10 protein-coding genes are annotated in these 24,336 nt (G+C 69.8%); all 10 read right to left on the bottom strand.

Going from position 1 to position 24,336, the window contains the following annotated elements:
• A partial coding sequence (locus MSZK_RS21220) for a PPE family protein (protein ID WP_233211434.1) occupies positions 1 to 991 on the bottom strand: 991 nt, incomplete at its 3' end.
• Complete coding sequence (locus tag MSZK_RS21225) at positions 991 to 1,302, bottom strand: PE family protein (RefSeq protein WP_099250580.1); 312 nt, start codon at positions 1,300 to 1,302, stop codon at positions 991 to 993. The genes MSZK_RS21225 and MSZK_RS21220, both read right to left, overlap by 1 nt.
• Complete coding sequence (gene eccCa / locus MSZK_RS21230) at positions 1,299 to 5,294, bottom strand: type VII secretion protein EccCa (RefSeq protein ID WP_099250581.1); 3,996 nt, start codon at positions 5,292 to 5,294, stop codon at positions 1,299 to 1,301. The genes MSZK_RS21225 and eccCa overlap by 4 nt, the downstream gene beginning before the upstream one ends.
• A complete protein-coding gene (gene eccB, locus MSZK_RS21235) occupies positions 5,291 to 6,832 on the bottom strand; it encodes a type VII secretion protein EccB (RefSeq protein WP_099250582.1) in 1,542 nt (513 codons plus the stop codon). Before eccB ends, eccCa begins: the two co-directional genes overlap by 4 nt.
• Positions 6,829 to 8,658 (bottom strand): type VII secretion AAA-ATPase EccA, encoded by a 1,830-nt coding sequence (gene eccA / locus MSZK_RS21240; protein ID WP_099250583.1) that lies wholly within the window; start codon positions 8,656 to 8,658, stop codon positions 6,829 to 6,831. The genes eccB and eccA overlap by 4 nt, the downstream gene beginning before the upstream one ends.
• Before the next feature lie 103 nt (positions 8,659 to 8,761).
• Positions 8,762 to 8,959 carry an MbtH family protein gene (locus tag MSZK_RS21245; protein ID WP_099250584.1) on the bottom strand — a complete coding sequence of 66 codons (198 nt, stop codon included), beginning with the start codon at positions 8,957 to 8,959 and terminating at the stop codon, positions 8,762 to 8,764.
• Positions 8,940 to 10,220, bottom strand: a complete 1,281-nt coding sequence (gene mbtG / locus MSZK_RS21250) for an NADPH-dependent L-lysine N(6)-monooxygenase MbtG (protein ID WP_099250585.1) — start codon at positions 10,218 to 10,220, stop codon at positions 8,940 to 8,942. The genes MSZK_RS21245 and mbtG overlap by 20 nt, the downstream gene beginning before the upstream one ends.
• A complete protein-coding gene (locus MSZK_RS21255; RefSeq protein ID WP_304528962.1) occupies positions 10,217 to 14,497 on the bottom strand; it encodes an amino acid adenylation domain-containing protein in 4,281 nt (1,426 codons plus the stop codon). Before MSZK_RS21255 ends, mbtG begins: the two co-directional genes overlap by 4 nt.
• On the bottom strand, positions 14,473 to 20,904 hold the full coding sequence (locus tag MSZK_RS21260; RefSeq protein WP_099250587.1) for a non-ribosomal peptide synthetase: 6,432 nt from the start codon (positions 20,902 to 20,904) through the stop codon (positions 14,473 to 14,475). The genes MSZK_RS21255 and MSZK_RS21260 overlap by 25 nt, the downstream gene beginning before the upstream one ends.
• Positions 20,904 to 24,326, bottom strand: coding sequence for a non-ribosomal peptide synthetase (locus tag MSZK_RS21265; protein ID WP_099250588.1), 3,423 nt, complete (start codon positions 24,324 to 24,326; stop codon positions 20,904 to 20,906). Before MSZK_RS21265 ends, MSZK_RS21260 begins: the two co-directional genes overlap by 1 nt.
• Positions 24,327 to 24,336: the final 10 nt, after the last annotated feature.

Genomic DNA, 24,336 nt, shown 5'->3' on the forward strand with positions numbered 1-24,336 from the left:
TCGACGAGACCGGCCACGGGTTCTGCCGCGCTTGTCCGGGGACCGCCGCCGGTTCGGGGGCGACCTCGGGAGCGGGCAGGTTCGGGGTGAGCGCCAGCAGCCCCAGCAGGGGCAGCCCCGCCGCGACGAGCGCCGGGAGCAACAGCGGTGACGCAAAGGCCAAACCCCACGTGGTCCAGCCGACGGGCTGGAAGATCGCCTGGTAGACGAGCGCAGACAGCAGCGGGCCCCAGGTCGCCCACGCCTGGGCCGGATTGGTCAGGAAGTCCACGATCATCTGCTGGATGCTCTGGACCGGATGGGTGAGGAAATCCCAGATCAGATCGCCGTCCGGCAGCGCCTTGATGTACGCCTCGAGCAGGTCGATGATGACGTTCGAATTGCTCAGCGCCGAGCCGGATTCACCGGCCGACGGTGCCGCGAACGCCGCCGCCGACATCGCCTCCGCCCCGGGCAGCACGACCGGCGGGGCCGGCGCGGTCTGGGGCGCGGCGGCCAGCGCGGTGCCGGCGACCGCCTGGTAGACGCCCATCGTGGTGGCGGCCTGGACCCACATCCGGACATAGTCGGCTTCGTTGACCGCGATCGGGATGGTGTTGATGCCGAAGAAGTTCGTGGCCATCAGCACGCCGTGCACGGCGTGATTGGCGGCCAATTCGGCCAGCGTCGGCATGGTGGCCAGCGCGGTGCTGTAGGCGGCAGCGGCGGTCTGATGCGCCACGGCGGCAGCGGCACCGGTCACACTGGCTTGTTCGAGCCAGGCCAGGTAGGGCCCGTGCGCGGCCACGTACTGCTCGGCGCTGGGCCCCTGCCACGATCCGGCGTTGACCGCTGCCAGGATCTGGCCGAGTTCGGCTGCCGCGGAGGAATACTCGGCGCTCAGCAGCTGCCACGCCGAGGCGGCGGCCAGCAGCGGGCCGGGGCCGGGGCCGGCGCTCAGCAGCGCCGAGTGCACCTCGGGCGGCGAGGCGAGCCAGATCGGCGCGGTCATCAGCCTCCCCGCGCGATCAGATACGAAGCCGCGGCGGACGCATCGGAGGCGGCATAGCCCGCGCCCGATGCGGTGACCGCGGCACCGGATCGGCCCAGTTCGACCGCGCCCTGTGCGGACGTGGCCGCGTGTTCGCCACCGCGCGCGCTGAAACCGGCGGCAGTCTGCAGTGAGACCGGGTCGGCGGCCGGCGGCATCACCGCGGTGATCAGCGGTAGCGCGGCGGCGTGGGCGGCGGCGAGCCGAGCGGTCAGCGCCTCCACGGCGACGCCGGCCGCGGCCAGCCCCTCGGGAATGACTCGTAGGGTCATGACGAGTGGTCCTCTCCGAACTGAGACCGAAATGCGCTGTGCGCATGGGTGAACGGATTGACGAGCTGCACATGGTCGACACCGTCGCTGTCGCCGAGCAGCATTGCCCGACCGGCGGGCAGTCTGGTGAATCGGTGGCCGCGGATCTTGGCACCGTCGGCGGGATTTCCCGACATCATCAGCACTGCTGCCTGCAGATCGCTCATCCGGCGCAGTAGCGGATTGGTCATCAGCGCGTGCGCCGACCCGCCGGCTCGCCCGGTGACGATGACGCGCAGCCCCAGATCGCCTGCCGCCGAGAGCAGCCCCAGCAGCGGTGTCCACGGCCGGTGCCCCGCATAGGGTCCGCTCATCGCCGGTCCGTCGGGGATCTGATCGACATCGTCGACGATCAGATAGTGGGTGTGCCTCGGACCCGGCTGCGAACGGTAATTCCACGAAGCCAGCTCGGCAGCAGGAATTCCGGCGGGTGGCCGGCGCTGTTCGAGGAGTCCGGCAAGCCCCATCACCGCGGGCGTGACGCGGTCGACGTTCGCGCTGTACTCGTTGTCGGCGAACAGCGGTTCGTCGACCAGGTGCAGCCGCCGGTCGAACACCGTGAACGCCACGTCGGCGGCGGTCGAGTTCTCCCGAACGGTCCGGATCACATGACGAAGCAGGGTGGTCTTGCCCGACCTGCTGTCGCCGAACACCATCAGCAGCGGGTGCTCCGCGAAGTCGTGCACCACCGCGGCCAGATCCTGCTCGCGTTGTCCCAGCACGACCTGTTCGACGCCGCGGTACAGCGGAGCCACCTCGGCCGGGGACAGGTCGGCGGGCAGCAGCCGCACCGGCGGCGCGTGCAGTCCGGGGTGGGCCGCGTTGATCGCGGGGATCGCCGCGACGTCGGGTTCGGCGAACAGGAAATGCTCGCCCGCCATGGTCAGGCCCCGGCCGGGCTGATCAGGCGGAACCGATTCGGCGGGCCGGCGCAAGCCGTCGGTCACCCGTACGTTGCTGTCGCGCGGATCGGGTAGCCGCAGTTCCAGGCGCAGCCCGATTCCGTCGCGCATCGCCAGCGGCACCTCGAGCCAGTTCGGCGTGGTGATCACCACGTGGATACCGTGTGCCAGGCCGGTATTGGCGAGTTCGGTCACGGTGGCCAGCAGCGGGTTACGGGTGTTGAACTGGTCGGTGTTGTCCCGGCCGAACGCATAGAGGTTGTCGATCACCAGGAACACCTCGCCGTAGGCGTCCTGGTGGCCGCCCGGCCGTCCCGCAGCGCGCTGCCGGGAGGTCAGCAGCTGGTGTAGTTCCCCGAAGGTGCGCCGGATCCGCTCGGGCTCGGTCGGCGAGGCGACGCTGCCGACGTGGGCCAGACCGGCCAGGTCGTGCAGACGTCCACCGCCGTAGTCCAGGCAGTAGAACGTGACGTCCCGCGGCGAGTGCAGTGCCGCGGCCGACAGCATGAATGTCATGAGCGCGGTGGACTTTCCGGACCTCGCGCCGCCGTGGATGACCATGTTGGCCGCTGACGACGCGGCCTCGAAGATCAACGGGTCGCGCCGCATCTCGAAGGGGCGGTCGATCTCGCCGAGCGGCCAGCGCCACTGCCGCTGCTCGACGGCGGCCCGAGCCAGCACCGCTGCCAGCGGGATGGCCTCGTCGAGCGGGGGCAGCCACAGCGCCGGCGCCTTGGGTCCGTACTGCGCGAGTTGGTCGCCGATGGTGGCAATCAGCTTGCGGGGCAGCGATACCGGAGCGGTCGGCTCCTCGGAGAGCACCACGATGTCCTCGTCGAGCGGCACCGGTCCGGCGGTGAACGGCACCGGTTCGGGGGCGGCCGGCACCACATACGACGTGACGGGCCGGGGCGGATCGTAGATGCCGTCGACGTAGGTGCTGCGGAACTTGATCGGCACCGCTCCCGGCGCGGGGACCAGGAAGCCGACGCCCTTGTGTTCCTTGCCCGATTCGATGTGATAGGCGTCCTCGACCCCGATGATCTGGCGGGACGCCGCGGGACTGGCCACTTTCAGCCCGATCCGGTACGACGTGTTCTTGTCGATATCTCGGATGCGACCGATGTCGAGGGTCTGCGAGGCGAACAGGATGTGGATCCGGAACGAACGGCCTTTGCGCGCGACGTAGTCGAACAGGTCGGCGTATTCGGGGTGTGCGGCCAGCATCAAGGTGAACTCGTCGGCGACCACGAACAGTGTCGGCAGCGGCGGCAGTTCGATTCCCGCCGCCTCGGCGGCCGGACGGGCGGCCTCGTACTCGGCGACCGAGCCGAAGGCGCTGCCCTGCACGCGCCGTCCCGCGTCGCGCAACACGTGCTCCCGACGGGCCACTTCACCGCGCAGGGTGTCGGCGAACCGGTCGGCCAGTGACTTCTTCTCGGCCATGTTGGAGATCACGGCAACGACCTGCGGGAAGTTGCGGAAGATGTCGGCACCGGCCTCGCCCTTGAAGTCCACGTAGATCACGATGAGCCGGTCGGCGGAGTGCGTTGTCAACAGCGACAGCAGGATCGACATCAGCGTCTGCGACTTGCCGGAACCGGTCATCCCGATCATCAGCCCGTGCGGACCCATGCCGCCCTCTGCCTCGTCCTTGAGGTCGAAGTACAGCGGCACACCGGTGGCGGTGACCCCGATGGGCACCCGCAGTTCCTCGTCACGCGGCCGCGGTGCCCACACGTCGGCGACGTCGAGCGCCGACGCATCGGGGATTCCCATCAGCGTGGTGAAGCTCGCGCCCCTGGTGGCAGGTGAACGCAGTCCGGCATGCGTCGGGTTCGAGTCCCAGCGCGACAACCCGCGGGCCAGCTGAACCGCATCGGCCGATGACATCAGGTCGGCACGGTCGACGAAAGGTCGCCAACCCTCGCTCTCCCACCGCTGGATCGACCCGCCGGCCACCCGCAGGACAGGACGGTCCGGATCGGCGTACTGGCCCGGCATGGGCTCGGAATCGCTTGCCGCGGCGTAGATCACCGTGACACCGGCGATCCCGGTCACCAGCACCGAATCCTGCGGAGTCTGGTCGGGATCATCGACGACGACCACCAGGTGCCGTAGCGGACCGTCGGCCTCGGCGCCGAACAGCGGCCGCTGGGCCAGCGCAGGCCCGATCGCGGCGATCAGCTCGTCAGTACTTGCCGCCAGGTACCGCGCCGGCCCGCAGCCGTCGAGTTGTCCGGCTATATCGGTGTGCGGCAGCCATTTCAGCCAGGACCAGTCCGGGGATTCGAGGTCGGGACTGGCCAGGGCGACACCAAGCGAGGCGGCGTCGTGCCAGGTGATGGCCTGGGACAGCCAGCTACGCAGCACGGCTCGCACCTCCGCCGGGTCACCCACCACGGTGATGTGCGACAGCATCTTCAGATCGATGCCTCGCGGCGCGTCCCGAACCACGCGCTGGGTGTCCAGCAGTGCGCGTAATGCGCTGTGCGACACCGGCTCGAGATCCACCTCGTCGGCGGTGTCCTTGACGCGCAGCGTGGTGTCCAACGGCACCGTGTGCAGCCCGGCGCGCACCACCAGGAAGTCGCCGTCATGCGGGTCGCGTTCCCATTGCCTGCGCGACCCCGGTATGGCGGCCAGCGTGGTCGGATCCGGGTGGGACCACAGCAACGCCGACCGCTGCGCGGCCGCGGCGGTCCGCACCTTGTCACGGATCGCCGACAGGTAGCGCAGATAGTCGGCCCGCTCGGCATCGACTTCCTCGGTGCGCATCTTGTTGTCGGTGCCGCGGTAGAGCGCGGTCGCGGCCAGCAACAGCACGAAGGGAAAGAACAGGGTCTGCGGCGAGATCAACCGCATCCCGGTGGCCACCATCGCGACGATCATGCCGACGATCAGGAAGACGATCAGGAACGGCAGGGCCCGGCGTAGCAGCGACGGCGGGATCACCCGCGCCAGCTCGGGCGGCGATTCGATGACGATCGCACCCTTGTGCGTCGCGGGACCGGGAATCCGGCGGCCCGCCTCGAAGATCAGCCGGCTCATCGGGCCTCCTGTGCCAGGGCGGGTCCGAGCGCGTCATAGGCGACCAGTGCATCGGACTGGGACAGCGCGGGGCCGGGTGTGAACAGGGTCAGCACCGACCACGGGACGGGTACCGCAGGTTGTGTCAGACCCAGTGCAGCAACGGTTTTCTCGACATCGTCACGACCGGTACCGATCCCGTACCGAACCCCGGTGTCGGAGATCCAGAACAGGGATCCGGCTGGTGGTGAGGCCGGTTGCTGGCCGACGGTCTGCACGAAATAGCCGCGCCCCGGTGGCAGTGCCACCCGGGTCGCCGTTCCCGGATTGGCGCCACCGACCAGGCCGACCGATCTAAGGCCCTCCGGCAACGGCAGCATCGAGCCCGAGAGCAACGACAGCGAACTGGTGGCCGCCCCGTCGATCTTGGTCCACTGCGCGCACGTGATCGGCGCGTCGGCGGCAGCGATCAGCGTCACCGGCGCGGCCGGAACCGCTGCCACATCGAGCATCGCCGAAACCGGCTGGCGGGCAATGTCGTCCGCGCCAAGCTGCGGCGGCTGGGCCAGACCGTAGGAATTGGCGTTACGCAGCATCGCGGCCAGTACGGGGCTGATCGGTTGCAGACCGTCGGGCAGCACCGCGTAGTTGACCGGGGTGCCGTCGTTGGCGTAGGCGATCACCACGGCGCCGATCGGAGCCGCAACGGGCAGCGGGTACGCCGTCGGCGATCCCGCGCCGGGGATCTGGGGAACGCGTAGGGCAGGGGCCTCGGGAACCGCGTTGAACAGGCCCCGCCCGATCGCCCGGGGCGCGGGCACGGCGGCGGGCAGACCCAGAGCGTCGGTGACCGCGCGGTCGCCGAGGTCGATGGCGCTGCGACGCCCGCCCCACAGCAGCCAGGTTCCCTCGGCGCCGCCGGTCAGGATCGCATCGCCGGTGGGCAACGCGTCGGCTCGGGCGCCGCCGCGCCCCACCGGCCCGGCGATCACCGTGGTGCCCGCGGATTCCGCAGGTCCGTCCGCGCTGTCGCAGATCGTCCAGCTGGCGTCGCGGGAAAAGTTGGCCACCATGCGTTCCGGTGCTCCAGGGATGCCGATCAGGCTGCCCCGGGCGAAGGTGTCCAGCGCCTCGCCGCTGACGACGGTGGGATCCACCGGCCGGCCGATCGCCAGCCGCGCGGACGCGAGGTTGAGGACTGGGTGCAGCCGGTCGCCGAGCCGGACATAGAGCGCGGACGTGGTCCGGTCGGCCAGCACCGGGTCGTTGCCCGGCACTCCCCCGGGGCGCAACACCGAGAACACCAGGCAGCCGACCAAGGCGGTGACCGCCAGCAAGACCCCCATCAGCACCGCCCGGGACTGGCTGCGCAACGGGTCGACCAGCATTCTCGTGTCGTGCAGTGCGATCCCGGATGCGATGCGGCGCATGACGAATCGCCAGCCGGTCACCTGGTGGCGGGTGATGAACCCGCGCCGGTAGGTGATCTCCTCCGGGCTCTCGCCGGCCGGCGTCCGCGACGAGAACGACCGGCGGTCGCCGCCGTCCGGGCCGCTCACGAGGCGGGGACCTCAAGGCCGAGACCGCGCAGCAACGGCACGACGGCGTTGCGCACGTCGTCGGCGGTGATCGTCATCATCTGCTCGTCGGTGAAGTCCCCACCGGCCAGATCCGTATGGTCCAACCTGAATTCGCGTTCTTCCTCGGAGCGTTCGACGACGTTGCGGACGAACCGGCCGTTGCCGGCGATGTCGAGGCTGCGTCGGGCGACCCCGGCCGAGTCGGGGGTGGCCGAGTCGGCCAGCCGGGCGAACAGCTCCTCGAGCGTGCGCAAGGCCTGCGGGTCGAATCGGCTGTCCCGGTTCGCGGCCATCGCGGCGGCGATCTCCACCAGTTCGGGGGCCGCGTAGGACGGGAACACGATGCTGCGGGTGAACCGGGACCGCAGGCCCTCGTTGGTGTCCAGGAATCGGTCGAGATCTGCCCGGTAGCCGGCGATGATCACCACCAGGCGGTCGCGGTCGTTCTCCATCCGGGCCAGCAGGGTGTCGATGGCCACCAGGCCGAAGTCGTTCTTCGCACCCGTCGCGACCAACGCGTAGGCCTCGTCGAGGAACAGCACCCCGTCCAGGGCGCTGTCGATGATGGCGTTGGTCTTGGCCTCTGTCTCCCCGATGTGCTGGCCGATCATGTCGGCGCGGTGGACCTCACGAACGTTCTCGCGCTTGAGCAATCCGAGGCCGCAGTAGATCTTGGCGACCACGCGTGCGATGGTCGTCTTGCCGGTTCCGGGCGGGCCCGCGAACACCAGGTGGTGCGTGCGCTGAGCCACCGCCAGGCCACGCTGCTCGCGGCGCAACGCCATGGCCACCGAACTCTTCAGCCGTGACACCTGATCTTTCACCTCGTCGAGACCGATGAACTCGGCGAGTTCCCGCTCGGCTTCCTCGAGCAATGCGGCCTTGCGTTCGCGTGCCTCCGGGTCGACGAAATCGTCGGCGGTGGGCTCGGTGTCGACGTCCCACGGATCGGTTCGGGCATCGATGCGGGCCGCCGTCGTGGTGGCGATGCCGAACGTCGGGTCGGACAGCGCCTGTTCGATCTGTTCGTTGCCGGGGTGGGCCGCGTACAGCTCCTGCAGGACGTCACCGGCCGTGTCCTCGTCACCGTAGGCGCGCAACGACAAGGCCCTGGCCAGCGCGCCGTCCACGGCTGCCACGGCGACGGGGCCGTCGGGCTCGTCGAGATGGGACAGGGCAGGGGCGAACATGCCGAGCCGGGCCAGCGCCACGCCCAGCGCGATCTTGGTGGCGTGGGCGAACACCGGATCGAGAGCGGAGTCGGTGACCATTGGGTTCAGCAACCTGACGACGTCGGCCCAGCGCTGCGCGCGGTATCGCAGCGCGGTATCGACCCACCGCGCCTCATGCCAGTCGGGGCGTCGGGCGCGCAACTCGGCGACGACCTCGTCGGCGGCAGGGAACTGGCCGTCGATGGCCAGAGCAGCGGCATGGGCCAGCCGGAACTCGTCTGGGGTCGTGGCCCGGAACCTCAGATAGAGGCCGGTGTCGTAGTCGAACCCCAGCGCTCCGACGGGAAGCTCGATCCGACGCTGCAGCATGCCGCTGGTGTCGAGGGTGCGCACCACCGCGGCGAGCACCTCGAGGCCGGCCCCGCCTGCGGCAGCCAGGCCGGTCCAGGCGTCGCACTGCTCGTAGGCGACCCGGGTGAGCTCGACGAAGGCGCGCCGCGCGGCTACCGCGTCGGCAGGGCGCCGGCGGTCGTAGACCGGAAGGCCCAACGCCTTACAGGCGGTGGCGAATCGGCTCACCAGGTCCGCGTCCAGGCGTACCGGACGCCTCGAAGTCACCACAACGTTGTCCATGGGCATCGTCCGGGGCAGCCGTCGATGCCACCCCCATCTCCTTAGGTTTGCCTAACCAACTTACCGAGCAAGTTAGCATTGCATAAGTTGCCTGTCGAGGCTCTCAGTGCAGGCTCTTGGGCCGGATGTCGGTCCAGTTCCGCTCGATGAACTGCACGCACGCGTCACGATCCGCCTCGCCGAATTCCCGCCGCCAACCGGCCGGGATGTCGGCGAAGGCAGGCCACAGGCTGTGCTGATCCTCGTCGTTGACGAGCACGTAGAAGCGTCCGTCTTGGTCGTCAAAAGGATTGGTACTCAACTTCTCTCCCGTTCGTGTGAATAGCAAGGTCCGCCCCCAGGACACGGTCGGACAGCAGGCCCAGGCAGCTCAGGTTGGGAAACCCTGGACCCTGGCGCAGCCCGGACAGGTTGGGCAGGAACAACTTCGGCAACACTGCGTCCAGCGCCAGGTCGTCACCGACCGCCCGCTGCAGCCGGTCACCGGTGACCGGCCCGTTCAATCTGACCTCGAGCAGGTCGAGTGCATCCTGACCCAGCAGTGGCAGGAACCACAGCGAGTCCGCACCCGAGCCGTCGATCACGAGGTCGAACCCGTGGACCGTCTCCAGGCGTTCACCGTGCCGGTCGGTGTGCAACGTGATCCTGATCCGGCCGTCGGCACCCACCCCGTGGGCGACCCGGCCCCGCAGATGCCGGATACGGTCGTCGGCAAGCAATGAGTCCTGGACCCGGGCCGAGAACACCCCACGGTCGGTGCGGGCCATCACGTCGCGGCGCTCGGGCAGGGTCAGCGACGCCCAGTCCGATGGATCGCTGAACATCCGGTTCTCGAAGAAACTCTCGCCGCGGGTGAAGAGCGTCGCCTGTGGTGAGATCACCGTGATCGTCGAAACCCGATGTCTGAAAAGCTCGTTCAGCATCGATGCCGCGGTTTCCCCGCCGCCGATCACCGCGACCCGCTCGGCGTCGATACGGCCGCGCGCCGCAGCCAACTGCCAGAACTGCGCAATGGAGAGCACCTGCGGGTGCCCGGGCAGTACCGACCGGTCCGGCTGACCAGGGCCGGTGATCATCACCGCATCGGCCGCGATGACCTGGTCGCGGGTGTGCAGCAACCACGACGGGCCGTCCAGGCTGAGCCGGACCACCTCGCCGGCAACGACGTTCAAGGCGGCGGCATCGGCTACCCAGCGCAGGTACCCGGCCCAGGCGTCGTGGGTCGGTGCGGGTTTGCCGCGGTCGATCCACTCGGCGAAACGGCCGGTGGCCACCAGGTGTGCCTGCCAGCTCACCCGCATCATCCGTTGGTCGAGTTCGGCGTTGCGCCCGGGCAGGATCGTCGACCGATAGGGGAAGCCGACATCCTTCTCCGGGCTGGTGCCGAGTCGGTGCTGACCGTCGGTCCAACCGCCGGACGCGCCCCAGTTGGCGGCGACACCGGCCCGCTCGACCGCCACGATCTCCGGCGTCGCCACCCCCATCTCCCGCAGCATCGCGGCCTTGGCCGCCACCGCAACCGCTTTGGCCCCGGCGCCCAGAATGGCCAGCCGCGCGGTCATGACCGCACCTGCGCCAGATTCCGAAGGACCTCGTCCCACAGGGACTGCAGCGCAGTCACATCCGTCTCATCGAAGATGTCGGGCAGCGTTCGCCATTGCGTGACCAGCTTTCCGCCGGCGACCGCGGCAACCAGGGTCAGCTCGTGGCGGACCGCGACGTTTGGTTCGGTCATGATCGGGGCGTTGGCGAGGAGTCCCCGGTCCAGCAGTGCGCCCGCATCGAGATCAAGCCGGCCGAGGTAGTTCAGCAGCACCTGCGGTCCGGGCAGTCCGCGCAGGCGCTCGGCGGTGTCGCCGCGCAGATAGCGCAGCAGTGCGTAATCGGTGGGCTGCCCGGTGATCAGGGGCAGCGGCTCGCCGGGCCTGATCCGCAGCGGGTAGATGGCGCTGAGCAGGCCGACCGTGTCGTCGGCGCCGTCGCGTCCGTGCGTCTCCAGCGCCACCAAGGGAATCGAGCCGGGCTGCGAGCGTCTTTCGCGCCAACGCGCGATCAGCTGGGCGCAGCCCACGGCTAGCAGATCCTGGATCGGCGTGTGCGCGCCCAGTAGAGCGTTCGTGACATCGGATTCGGTGACCGTGACGGTGATCGCCAGGTCGGCGAACCGATCCACTCCCGGCCGAATACGCCGGGCACCCAACACCGGATCTTCACCGGCGAGTTGTTCCAGCCAGAACCCGACGGTGTCGAGCTCGGCCGCCCGGGCCGCGAGCCGATGCGCCCAGCGGCGATAGCTGATCCGCTCCTCGCTGACGATCTCGGCACCTGCGGTGGACCAGCCCGCCGCCAACTCGGCGAGGACGATGCGCCAGGACGCCGGATCCATCGCCAGCACGTGGACGACCAGCACCAGCACTCCGGTCTCGCCACGGTGGTGCAGCCACAGCGCCTCGCAGAGCTGTCCCCGTTCGGGATCGAGACGCTCGACAGCGGCGCCGGCGTGCTCGGTGACGGCGTCACCGAGGTCGCCGCAGACCTCCACCTCGGAGAGCGGAATGGGGTGGCCGTCGACCGGCAGGAACGTCATGGTCGCCAGATCCAGCCGGCTGCGGAACATCTCGTGTCCGGCGGCGAGACCGTCGAACACCCGCCGCAGCCGCTCACCGGTGACGCCGGGTGGCAGGCTGATCGCCTCGATCTGCGCCAGCCGGCGCGGATCGCCATGTTCGTAGAGCCAATGAACCGCGGGCAGGGCGGGGATCGGTCCCTGCGGCTCCGGGCCGGCAGTGTCGGCGTCGCCGTCACGGTCCACGGCCGCCGCGAGTTCGCGAAGTGTCCCGCATTCCAGCACCAGCCGTGCCCGCAGCGGCAGACCGGCTCGGCGGGCAGCCTGGACCAGCGACAGCGCCGCGATGCTGTCGAGGCCGAGGTCCAGCAGGTCGGCGTCGATGTCGACGTCGGCACGGCCGAGCAACTCGGCGACGGCGCGGCCCAGCACGACCTCCGTGGGGGTACCCGGAAGTTCGGGTGTCGCTTCCGGGCCCGCCGCCGCAGCCAGCGCGGCCTCGTCCACCTTGCCGTTGGCGGTCAGTGGGATCCGCTCGACGGCGACGATTCGGTGCGGCATCATGTAGCGCGGCAACCGGTTTCGCAGCAAGACTCGGAGATCATCCACCGCGGCGTCCCCGGCCACGTAGGCGATCAGCTGGTGGCCGACCGCATGACGGTGGACGGCGACATGGGCGTGGCGCACGCCCGCGGCGTCCTGCAGCACCGCCTCGACCTCACCGGGTTCCACCCGATGACCGCGGACCTGGATCTGGGTGTCGGCCCGGCCGATGAACACCAACGCACCGTTGGGATCCCGGCGCACCAGGTCGCCGGTGCGGTACATCCGGCCCCCGCCGGGTGCGGCGACGAACCGGGCCGCGGTTTCGGCGGGCCTGCCGAGATAGCCACGGGTCACCTGGTCACCGGCCAGGTACAGCTCCCCCACCACCCCGTCGGGCACGGGGTGCAGCCACGTGTCGAGGACCACCGCCCGCATCGACCGGGTGGGCCCGCCGATCACCGGCAGGTCGTGGTCGGCGATCGCCGCGACGACTGCCTCGACCGTGGTCTCGGTGGGCCCATAGCAGTTGTGGGCGGCCAACTGCGAGTGGCTGCATGCCTTTCGAATATCGGTCCAGTCCACTGCTCCCACGGCTTCGCCACCGAGCGCCAGCACCGACAGCGACGTGCGTCCGAACAATCCGGCCCGCCGCAGGTTGGTGAACATCGACGGGGTGACGTCCACCATGTCGATCTCCTGCTCGCCGATGATCTCGACCAGGGCCTCGGCGTCGCGGCGATCGGTCTCGTCGACCAGGTGCACGGTGTGGCCGAAGAACAACCCGGCCAGTGGCTGCCAGGCGGCGTCGAACGCGAAGGACCAGGCGTGGGCGATGCGCAACGGCCGGCCGAGACGCTCGGCGGCCGGCCGCAGCATCCGCTCGCCGTGGTCGTCGATATAGGCGAGCAGGGCTCGGTGAGTTCCGATGACGCCCTTGGGTTCTCCGGTTGTCCCGGAGGTGAACACCACATAGGCGGCCTGCTCCGGTGCGGTGGGTGCGGTGAATCTGGGCGCGGTGCGAGCCGCAGCCACGACGTCAGCGTCGATGACGTGGTTGGTCGCGGTCTGGGCGAGGATCGAGTCCACCCGGCCGGCCGGCATCGCCGGTTCCAGCGGGACCGCCATCCCACCGGCCTTGAGCACGCCCAGCATCGCGACCACGTAGTCGGCGCCGCGGGGGAGCCGGATCGCCACCGGGGTTTCGCTGCGTACGCCGGATCTGGCCAGCAGGCCGGCGAGCCGATCCGACCGTTCGTGCAGCTCGGTGTAGCTCAGCGCGTCGCTACCGTCGCGCACCGCGATCGCATCACGGTGTGTCACAGCGGCTTCGGTGAACCTGTCGACCACGGTGCGCTCATCGCCGGTGGCTGGGATCGGGGCACCGGACGCACCCGCTTCGCCGTCGAGGAGAATGCCGACCGCGCCCAGCGGGCTGTCCCACCGCTCGATCAGCCGGCGCATGGTCTGCAGGACCCGGCTGCCCAGCGTCTGCGCCGATGTCACCGGAAGCGCATTGTCGGTGACTTCCACCAGCAGGGTGAGCGCATCGCCGGCAGGATGCGCGGCAATGGTCACCGGGAAGTGGGTCAGGCTCTCCATCCCGGCAGGCCGGAAACTCACCGGGCCGGCCTGCAACAGCCGGCCGCCGACCACATCGGCGGGCGGGAAGCTCTCGTAGACCAGCAGGGTGTCGAACAGTTCCCCGACACCGGCCAGGCCGCGCAGCGCGGAATGCGTGAGCTGACAGTGGTCGCGGAGTTCGGCGGCTTCCCTCTGCACGGTCGAACAGTGCTGGGCGACAGTGCTGTTCGGGTCCAGCCGAACCCGCAGCGGGATGGTGTTGATGAACAGCCCGACCATGGTCTCGACGCCGGCCAGTTCGGGCGGACGCCCGGACACCGTGACACCGAACACGACGTCGTCGCTGTCGGTCAGCCGGGACAGGATCAGCGCCCAGGCCATCTGCAGCAGTGTGTTGATCGTGACGCCACGGGCGCGAGCGGCCACGGCGAGTTGTGTGGTGTCGGTGCCCGGCAGTGTCAACTCGGTGCGCTTCGGCAGCCCTGCACCCTGCCCGCCGAGCGCAGGTGACAGCAGTGTCGGGCCAGGCAGCCCGGCCAGGTGGTCACGCCAGAGCTGTTCGCTGACTGCGGGATCGCGGTCGGCGAGCCATCCGATGTAATCGCGGTAGAGCCGCGGGGTGGGCAGCGCGCCGGGATCGCCACCCATCCGGTACAGGGTGAGCAGCTCGCCGATGAACACCGGCAGCGACCAGCCGTCGATCACGATGTGGTGCGCGGTGACGACCAGCCGCCAACGTCGCTCGGGTAGCTCGATGAGCAGGAACCGGATCAGCGGACCGTCGTGCAGGTCGAACGGTCTGTGGCGTTCCCGCTGTTCGAGGATGTCCACCTGATCGTCGTCGGCGCGGAGGTGCTGCCAGGGCAGTTCCACGGTGGACGGCACGATCTGGACGGGCCGGGGAAGGTCGTGGTGCCAGAAGCTGACCCGTAGGTTGGGGTGGCGCACCAACATCGCCGAGGCGCAGTCACGCAGCAGCCGGACATCGAGCGGGCCGGTCACGTCCGCGGCCATCGCGATGACGTACGGGTCGTCGGCGGCGGGTCCGATCAGGGTGGCGTGCGAATAGAGCCCGAGCTGCAGCGGCGACAGCGCCAGCACGTCATCGATGCCGGCGGCGGTCACGACGGACGGGCCTTCGGCCACGACGACGCCAGTGCGTCCAGGTCCGCTGCCGACAGCCCCGACACCGACATGGGCCGGTGCCGGATGTCCGCGCCCTGGGCGTGCGGTGCACCGGACGGCCGGGCGTCGACCGCCTCGGCCAGCGTTGCCACGGTCGGATACTCGAAGATCATCCGGGGGTCGACCGTCAAGCCTTTGGCGCGCATCCGCGCCGCGAGCTGCACCGACAGAATGCTGTCCCCGCCGAGTGTGAAAAAGTCGTCGTCGCGGCCGATTCCGGCGACCTCGAGCAACTCTCCCATCGCGGCCGCCACGGCGCTCTCGGTATCGGTCCTGACCGGCTCGCGGGTCCCGGTGGTGTGCGCCTCCGGGCGGGGCAGCGCAGGCCGGTTCAGCTTCCCGGATTCCGTCGACGGCATCGCGTCGAGCACCGAGATCGTCGACGGTGTCATGTACCCCGGCAGCACCGCGGCCACCGAGGTCCGGACCGAGGCGGCGAACGCCGCCGGGTCGGCCACCGGCTCGTGCGCCACCACGTAGCCGGCCAGGGCGGCCCCACCGGGTCCGTCCCACGTGCGAGCGGCCGCGACGGCGACGCCATCGGCGGCCTTCAGTGCCGCCTCGACCTCGGCAAGCTCCACCCGGAATCCGCGCACCTTGACCTGGTGGTCGGTCCGGCCGACAAACTCGAGCCGGCCGTCCTCGGTCCATCGACCGCGGTCCCCGCTGCGGTAGAAGCGCGATCCCGGCGTGGCGGCATAGGGATTCGCAACGAACCGGGCCGCCGTCAACCCCGGCTGCTTCCAGTACCCGCGGGCGATCTGTTCCCCGGCGTAGTACAGCTCGCCCACCACACCGACCGGCACCGGTTGCAGCGCGTCGTCGAGCAGATAGACCTGCGATCCTTCCATCGGGGTGCCGATCTTCGGGATGGGCAGGTCCAGCGGGCCACGGATCAGGGCGCCTGAGGTCTCGGTGGCGCCGATGGCGTTGAGCACCTCGACGGAGTCCGCCGCGCCGGCCACGCAGGCCGTCAAGCGCTGCAGCAGTGAGACGTTGACCGGTTCTCCGCAACACACCAGGCGACGCAGCGCCCGCACCGCATCCGGCGCGCTGTCCACGAGGGCGGAGACCAGGCTGGCGACCCCGGTGACCTGAGCCACCGAGTGCCGCTGGATCAGCGCCGCCAGCGCCTCGACGTCACGGTGTTCGGCATCGTCGGCGACGATCAGCGTGGCACCAGCCACCAGACCGGCCAGCGTCTCGATGCACCCCTCCAGGAATGTCATCGGCGCCTGGGCCAGCCGGATGTCGTCGCCGGGCACCGGGTAGTGGGTGAGTTGCCAGGACAGCCGGGTGCTCATCGCCCGATGGGTGCCGACCACACCCTTCGGCTTTCCGGTGGAGCCCGAGGTGAACATCAGATACATCGGGTCGTCGGGGCGCGGCGGGGCAAGCGGTGCGACCGGATCGCCGGCGTCCAGTTCGGCCCGCACGGCGGGATCGTCCATCGAGATCACCGCCACCCCGTCGGCGACCGGCATGGCCGCGCCGGCTTCGGCGGTGACGACCACAACCTTCGGCGCGACGTCGTCGAGCATGAACTGTTTACGCGCGGCGGGATAGCCGGGATCGAGCGGAAAGAATCCAGCGCCGGCCTTCATGATGCCGACCAGGGCGACCACCAGGTCGATTCCGCGGCGCATCGACATACCGACCAGCGAGCCGGGACCGACGTCGTGACGCGCCAGCAGGTGCGCGAGCCGGTCCGAACGATGATGCAGCGCAGCGTAATCGAGCGATTCATCGCCACATCGCAACGCGACCCGGTCACTGCCCAACGCCCGGCTGGCCTCCAGGAGCTGCGGCACCGTCCGGGGACGGTCTGGGGGCGAGACGATACCGCGGCTCTGCGTGAGCACCTGCTGCGCTTCGGCGGTCCCGAGCAGGACGACGTCACGCAGTCGGGTGTCCGGGGTGGCGGCGAACGCGTCGAGGACCTGGTCCAACCATTCGGCGAAACGGTGCATGGTGGCCGGGTGGTACAGCTCGGTGCGATAGATGAGATGCCCGCGGTAGCCGTCGTCGCCGACGAAGAAGTTCACGCTCAGATCGGCGTGTGCCACGTCGAATGTCGGCTCCAGCGCGGTGAATCTGGTCTCGCCGTCCGGGCCGGTCTCGATCAGCTGCTGCTCGGGAAGTTCCTCACGGACGTGCACGACGACACCGAACAGCGGATTACGTGACAGCGACCGCACCGGGTTGACCGCGTCGACGACCCGGTCGAACGGCAGGTCCTGGTTCGAGTACGCCGCCAGGGCGGTTTCCCGCGCCCGCAGTAACGCCTCACGCAGGGTCGGATTGCCGGACAAGTCGTTACGCAACACCAGGATGTTGACGAAAAAGCCGACCAGACGGTCTAATTCGGCATCGGAGCGACCGGCGACCGGGGTACCGAGCGGGATGTCGGTGCCGCCGCCCGCCTTACTGAGGACGACCGCGACGGCGGTCTGCAGGAGCATGAACTCGGTGATGCCCAGTTCGCGACCGAGCGCCGTGAGCCGGTCCCGCACCTCGCGGTCGATGCGCAGTGGGATGGCCGCGCCTGCTCCGCCGGCCACCGGCGGCCGGGGCAGGTCTGGGCGCAGCCCGGTGTCCTCCGGCAGCCCGCCGAGCTGCTGGACCCAGTACTGCCGCTGGGCGTCCATCAGGTCGGTGTCGGAGAGCAGGTCGACCTGCCAGGCCGCGTAGTCGCGGTACTGGAGGGCCAGCGGCTGCCAGTTCGGCGCGCCGCCATCGCGGCGGGCGCGGTAGGCGCCGAGCACATCGCTGAACAACACCCCGGCCGACCAGTGGTCGGCGGCAATGTGATGCACGACCATCGACAGCACGCACTGCTCGGGGGTGCGCAGCACCGCAGCGCGGATCGGCACCTGCGATTCGAGTTCGAACCGGTGGGCCCGTTCGGTGTCGAGTTGTCGTGTCAGCCACTCTCCGTCCGGCCCGTCAAGCCGCCGGACGGTCACCGTGTCGGCGGCCAGCACGTCCTGCTCAGGGACGCCGTCGATCTCGCGGTATACGGTCCGCAGGATCTCGTGGCGGGCGATCACGTCACCGACCGCGTCTGCCAGCGCGTCGGCGTCGCAGGGGCCGGTCAGTCTGGCCGCGAACGGGATGTTGTTCACCGGGCTGGGGCCGTCGACACGGTATTGGAACCAGCTCCGCAGCTGGGCGGCCGACAGGGCGGACCGGTCGTCGCCGGCGCGGGCCACCAGCTGCGGCCGGCTCGATTCCAGGTGGCCGTGGCGCCGCTCGTCGATCAGCGTGGCGAGCTCGCCCGGTGTCCCGCGCTCGAATACGTCGCGCACGCTGACCTCGACATCACAGGCCTCCCGGACGGCGGCGACCAGCCTGGTGGCCAGCAGCGAATGGCCGCCGAGGCCGAAAAACGTGTCGTCGCAGCCGACCCGGTCGACACCGAGCAGGTCGGCGAACAGTGCAGCGACGGTGCGCTCGGTCTCCGAGGCCGGCGGACGATAGTCGGCCACCGGAGTGATCTCGGGTTTGGGTAGTGCGGCCCGGTCCAGTTTTCCGTTGGCGGTGATCGGGATCTCGTCGACCACGACATAGGCGGCAGGAACCATGTAATCCGGTAGTGCGGCGGCGACCCGCACCTTGACCCGGTCGATGTCGACGGTGTCGCCGGCCGCCGCCGTCAGGTACGCGATCAGGCTCTTGCCGAGCTGTGCCAGTTCCGCGGCGATCACCACCGCGGTGCCGACGCTGGGATCCACGGTGATGGCCGCGGCCACCTCGCCGAGTTCGATCCGGAAGCCGCGGATCTTGACCTGTTCGTCGGCGCGGCCGACGAACTCGAGGTCGCCGTTGCGGTTGCGCCGGGCCAGGTCGCCGGTCCGGTAGAGCCGGCCGCCCGGACTGAACGGATCGGCGACGAAGCGTTCGGCAGTCAGTGCCGGCCGATGATGATATCCGTGTGCCAGGTGGGTTCCGCCGATGTAGATCTCGCCGAGCACATCGGGCGGCACGGGCCGTAGCGCGTCGTCGAGCAGGTGGATCGCGGTGTTGATCTTCGGTGTGCCGATCGGGACCACGCCGGTTCCCTGTCTGCCCTCGACCTTGTAGCGCGAGGCGTTGATCACCGCCTCGGTGGGGCCGTAGAAGTTGTGCAGCAGCGCGTCGAAGGTGGTGTGGAACTTGTCCGCCAATTCACCGGGCAGAGCTTCACCCCCGATCGGCACCCGACGCAGTGTGCGCCACTGCTCGACACCGGGCAGTGACAGGAACAGGCCGAGTAGCGACGGCACGAAGTGCATCGACGTGATGGCCTCGCGTTGAAGAAGATCGGTGAGGTAACCGATGTCGCGCAAGCCGTCGCTGCGCGGGATCACCAGCCGGGCACCTTGGGCCAGGATGCCGAAGATCTCGGCGATCGACACGTCGAAGCTCGGTGAGGCGACCTGTAGCAGCCGGTCCTCGGTGCTGACCCGGTATTCCTGGGCGAACCACCGGAAGTACTCGGTCACCGGCCGGTGCGGTACCGAAACGCCCTTGGGCAATCCGGTCGACCCGGACGTGTAGATCAGGTAGGCGGTGTTGGCCGGACCGAACGGCCGCACCAGATCCGAGGCCGCCGGGTTGCCGGCCGGCAGATCCTCGACACCGGTGACCGGTTCGCGGATGACCATCGTGGGATCGGCGTCGGCGAGGATGTAGGCGATCCGATCGGCCGGATACTCCGGATCGACGGGCAGGTAGACGGCGCCGGCCTTGGCGATACCCACGGCGGTCACCACCAGCTCGGGCGACTTGTCCAGAAGTACCGCGACCCGGTCTTCGGCGCCGATCCCGTGCGCAATCAGCCAATGTGCGTGCCGGTTGGCGGCCTCGTTGATCTCCCGATAGCTGTAGTGGCGCCCTTCGTAGACGACCGCGGTGGCGTCGGGTTGTGCATCGGCGCGCTCGGCCACCAGATCCCCGAGTGTTGCTTCTGGGCAGAGGAATTCGTCGCCGTGAGACATCCGGTCGAGCCACGCCATGGCGGTCTCGTCCAGCACTGGCAAGTCGGCCAGCGCCTGATCCGGGTTCGCGAGCGCGGCGTGCAGGAGCACCGTGAAGCTGTCGAGCAGTTGGCGGGCCAGTCCTGCGTCGATCACCTCGGTGAGGTACTCGACCTCGATGTCGACTTCGCCGCCGGTGAACTCGACCATGAATCCCAGTGGCAGTTGCGCGTATTGACCGCGGAACTCGGCGCGGCGGCACCGCACAGCCGGTGGGTGGAAGCCGGCGCCTTCCGATTCCCGCATGCCGAATCCCACCCGCGCCATCCGTTCGACGCCGTAGCGACGATCCGGGTTCAGCTCCCGAACCACCCGGTCGAGGTTCACTCGTTGATGGGCGAAGGCGCCTACGGCGGTGTCGCGGGCCGCTGCCACCAAGTCGCGGAAGGAGCCCCAGCGCTCAGGCCGCATCCGCAGCGCCACAGTGTTGCCGAAGTAGCCGATGACGTCATCAGAGTCGCGGTTGAGAACCGGTGCGGCGACCAGGAAATCGTCGGCGTGGGTGTAGCGGTGCAGCAGCGCCGAGAACGCGGCCAGCAGGACCATGTACGGAGTCGCGCCCGACTCCCGCGCGAGGCCGGCCACCGCTTCGGCGGTCTCGGCGCGCAGCCGGGTCATGCACCGGTCGGCCCGCCACACCGACGGTACCGCCGACCCGGTGGGGCCGGGGAGTTCCAGGGGCTCGGGCGGATCGGCGAGGATCGTGCGCCAGTACGCGACATCGGCGTCCTGCGTACCCGACACCGGGGCGGCGGCCGGCGGTGCCGGGTCGAGAGCCCCGTACTGGTAGGCGCGGGTCAGATCGGAGAAGAACACCCGCCAGGACGCGTCGTCCCACGCAATGTGATGGGCGGTCAGCAACAGCACGTGCTCGGATACCCCGACCCGGATCAGGGCGATCCGCAGCGGCGCCTCGGCGGTCAGGTCGAACGGGGCGGTGAACGCGCGCTGGGCGAGAACCTCCAGTCGCAGTCCCCGCGCTTGCGGGCTGAGTTCGACCAGATCGTGCTGAGCCCAGCCCGGTTTGAGGTCGTCGCGCACCCGCGCGGACGGTTCCCCGGCGCCGTCGGTGTGGTAAGTCGTGCGCAGGATCGGATGTCGTGCGGCGACAGCGTCGACTGCGGCGTGCAGGCGATCCGGGTCGAGTTCGCCGTCCAGCCGATAGGACACCCCGACATTGAGCAGTGCGCCGGTGGCGTCGACCGACTGAACGAACCACATGCGCCGCTGGCCGTCGGTCATCGCCGCGGGGTCGGCACCGGTGGTCGGCCTGGTCAGCAGGCCGCGCTGGGCCAGCTTGTGGCGCAACAACTCCAGGCGCTGCTGATCGGTGCCAAGTTGGTCGGTCATCAATTCTCCGTGCGCAGGGCCAGGGCCACGTCGGCGGTATCCATATCGGTGACTTCGAGATACAGCTCGGCGATCTGGTCGAGCCGTTCGGCGGGTTCGAGCTGACGCAGCCGGCCGGTCAGGTGCTCGACCGTGCGCGTGGCGAAGAGGTCGGCGACGCTGACACCCGGTACATCCAGCCATTGCCGGATCCGCGCCACCGCGGTGGTGGCCAGCACGGAATCACCGCCGCGGCCGAAGAAGTCGTCGTCAACCGCCAGCTGCGATACGCCGAGCACGCCGGCGACGATCGCGGCCAGCGCGACCTGCAGCGGGCCCGACGGCGGCCGATGCACAGCCGCGGATTCGAAGTGATCGGCCAGCAGGCGTTCGACCGAGCGGCGATCGACCTTGCCCCCGATCGTGTAGGGAATGCTCTCGAGGATCTCGATGTGGCGCGGAACCATGTGTGGCGGAAGCTGCGCGCCCAACCACACCGCGAGCTCGTCGCCGGTCGGCGCGCCCTGCTCCAGGGCCACGGCCGCCGCCAGCCATTGCTGCGACCCGGCGGCGATGGCGGCCGCGACGGCGCCGCGCACACCAGGCGCGCGGCACAGCGCAGCCTCGACTTCGCCGAGTTCGACGCGATAGCCGCTGATCTTGACCCGGTGGTCGGCGCGGCCGACGAACTCGCATGTCCCGTCCGGCCAGAACCGGGCCAAATCGCCGGTCCGGTACCAGGTGCCGGTGTCGTCGGTGACGAAGCGCTCAGCGGTCAGATCGGGCCTGCCCCGATAACCGCGGGCGAGCCCCCGCCCGCCGATCCACAGTTCGCCGACCACCCAGTCCGGACAGTCCGCACCACCTGCGTTCACCACCCGGCACCGGTTGTTGGGCAACGGCTTTCCGAACGGAATCACCGTCCAGTGCGCCGGCACCTCGGCCACCTCGCAGATGGTGTTGTGGATCGCCGTCTCGGTGGCACCGCCGAGCCCGGCGAACCGCACGCCCGGTGAGCGTTGACGCAGCCGGCGGACCATGTCGGGGGTGACCCAGTCGCCGCCGGTCGGCACCACCCGCACCGTCGGCAACGGCCCGGCCACGTCCAGCAGCATCGCCAGCCATCCGGGCAGGAAGTGCAGCACCGTGACCCGGTGGGCATCGATCAGCCGAGCCCAGTGATCGGGGTCGCGGCGCCGCTCCTCGTCCACCACGACGATCGCACCGCCGGTCGCCAGGGTCGCGAACACATCCAACACCGAGATGTCGCACTCCAGCGTGGACAGCGCCAGGCATCTATCGTCCGGCCCAAGCCCGAAGTGCCCGGTGATGAACTCGACGGTGTTCATCGCCGCGTCGTGGGTGACCTCGACCCCTTTGGGCTCACCGGTGGAACCGGAGGTGAACAGCACGTATGCCAGCCGGTCGGGATCGCCTGTGACAGGACCGAATTCGCTGCCGTTGCCGCGGGTGATCGCCTCGGCGACAGTCATCGCCGGCACTCCCGCGTCGGGGGGCTCGGCGCCGCCGCACACCAGCACGAGGTCGACCGCCGCCCCCGCGATGATGCGCTGGGCCCGCTCGCGCGGCTGGTCCGCCCCGACCGGCAGGTAGGCCCCGCCCGCGGCGTGGACACCCAGCAACGCGGGCACCTGTTCGGCGCATTTGGGACCCAGCACCGCGACGGTGCCGCCATCCGGAAGGCCGGCGGCCCGCAGCGCGGCGGCCACGGCCAGCGCCTGGCGCCGCAGCTGCCCGTAGGTGAGCTCTCCCGAACTGCTGAAAATGGCTGGGGCGTCTGGGCTGCGTTCGGCGGTGTCGAAGAAGCCGTCGTGCAGCATGCGGCCGCTGGCAGCGGTGCGTGCCGTCAGTGCGTCGCGTGCGGCGCGGTGCTGCACCGGCACCAGCGGGGAGCGTGGGCTGTCCCAGGCGGCGTCGTCGTGAGCGAGCCGCCGCACCTCGTCGATATGGCGGGTGAACATCGCGTCGATCACACCGGGACAAAACGCGTCCTCGCGGACGTCCCAGTTCACCAGGATGCCGCCGTCGAATTCGGTGACCTGCGCGTCCAGCAGCACCTGGGGCCCCTGTGAGATGATCCAGTCCGGCGTCCCGAATTGCGTTGTGACATCCGGACTGAACAGCTCGCCGAGGCCGAGCGCGCTGGTGAACACCACCGGCGCCAGGACTTGGGTCCCGCGGTGCCGGCTCAGGTCGCGCAGCACCGACAGGCCGGGATAGGACGCGTGCGCGGCCGCATCGTGCATGGTGTGCTGCACGGCCAGCGCGCGCTGCGTCGGCGTGTCGGCGGCGGTGAGGTCGATGTCGAGCAGCAGCGAGGAGGTGAAATCGCCAACCACTCTGTCGATGTCGGGGTGCAGCGGTTCACGCCCGAACAAGGGCACATTGAGCAGGAAGTGCGGGTCGGCCGACCAACCCGCGACGGTGTCGGCGAACGAGGCCGCCAACGTCATCGCCGGAGTCACTCCCCGGGCTCGGGCCCGGTCGAACAGGCCGTCGCGGGTCCGAGGATCCAGCCAGTGCCATCGACGACCGGGGCGGTGCGGATCGATCCACCGCGCAACCGGCAGCAGCGGCAGTGCCGGCGCATCGGGCAGCTCCGGTATCCGTTCGGCCCACCAACGCCGATCGGCCGCCAGGCTCGCCGGCGGCGAAAGCTGCTGCCGGTACTGCTGATAGGTATAGCCGATCTCGGCAAGCCGCTCACCGCGGTAAAGCGCGGCGAGATCGCTCATCAGGGCCCGATAGCTCATGGCGTCGGCGGCCTGCATGTCCAGATCGACATGAAGGCGGGTGCGCCCGTGCGGCAGTTGGGTCAGCGTCAGCTCGAGGACCCGCCCGTGTAACTGCTGACGCGACTTGGCCGCGCGGATCGTCGCCAGCTGGTGCTCGACGGTGGCGGAGTCGGCGGCGCGGAGGTCGACCACCGCCAGTGGCAGCGGATCGGCCGGCGGGCCGATCCGCTGGGTTCCGTCGGGGAGGAATTGCACGCGCAGCATCGGGTGCCGTTCGGCAAGCCGGGTGGCGGCCTGACCGATCCGCACCGGGTCCACCGCGACGCCGTCGAACTCGACGTAGAGGTGACCGGCGACCCCGCCCAGCTGTTGGTCGTCGTGCCTGCCGACCCACATCGCGTGCTGCATCGGGGCCATCCCGAACGGTTCGCCCTCGACCGCCGCAGGCTGCGCCGCCACCAGGGCGGTCTTGGCGTCACGGTCGGGCGAGATCAGCAGGTCGGCCCAGGCGCGCACCGACGGGGCGGCAGCGAGCCGGGCGAAGTCGACGTCGAATCCGTCTCGGCGCCAACGCCCCGCGAGCGCCATCATCCGGATCGAATCCAGCCCCTGCGCGATCAGGTCGCCGTCCGGGTCGATGGCCGTGGGGTCGACACCGAGCAGCTCTGCCAGCCGGCCGGTGATCATGGCCGCTTCC

The sequence above is a fragment of the Mycobacterium sp. shizuoka-1 genome (assembly GCF_002723835.1).
GTDB lineage: Bacteria > Actinomycetota > Actinomycetes > Mycobacteriales > Mycobacteriaceae > Mycobacterium.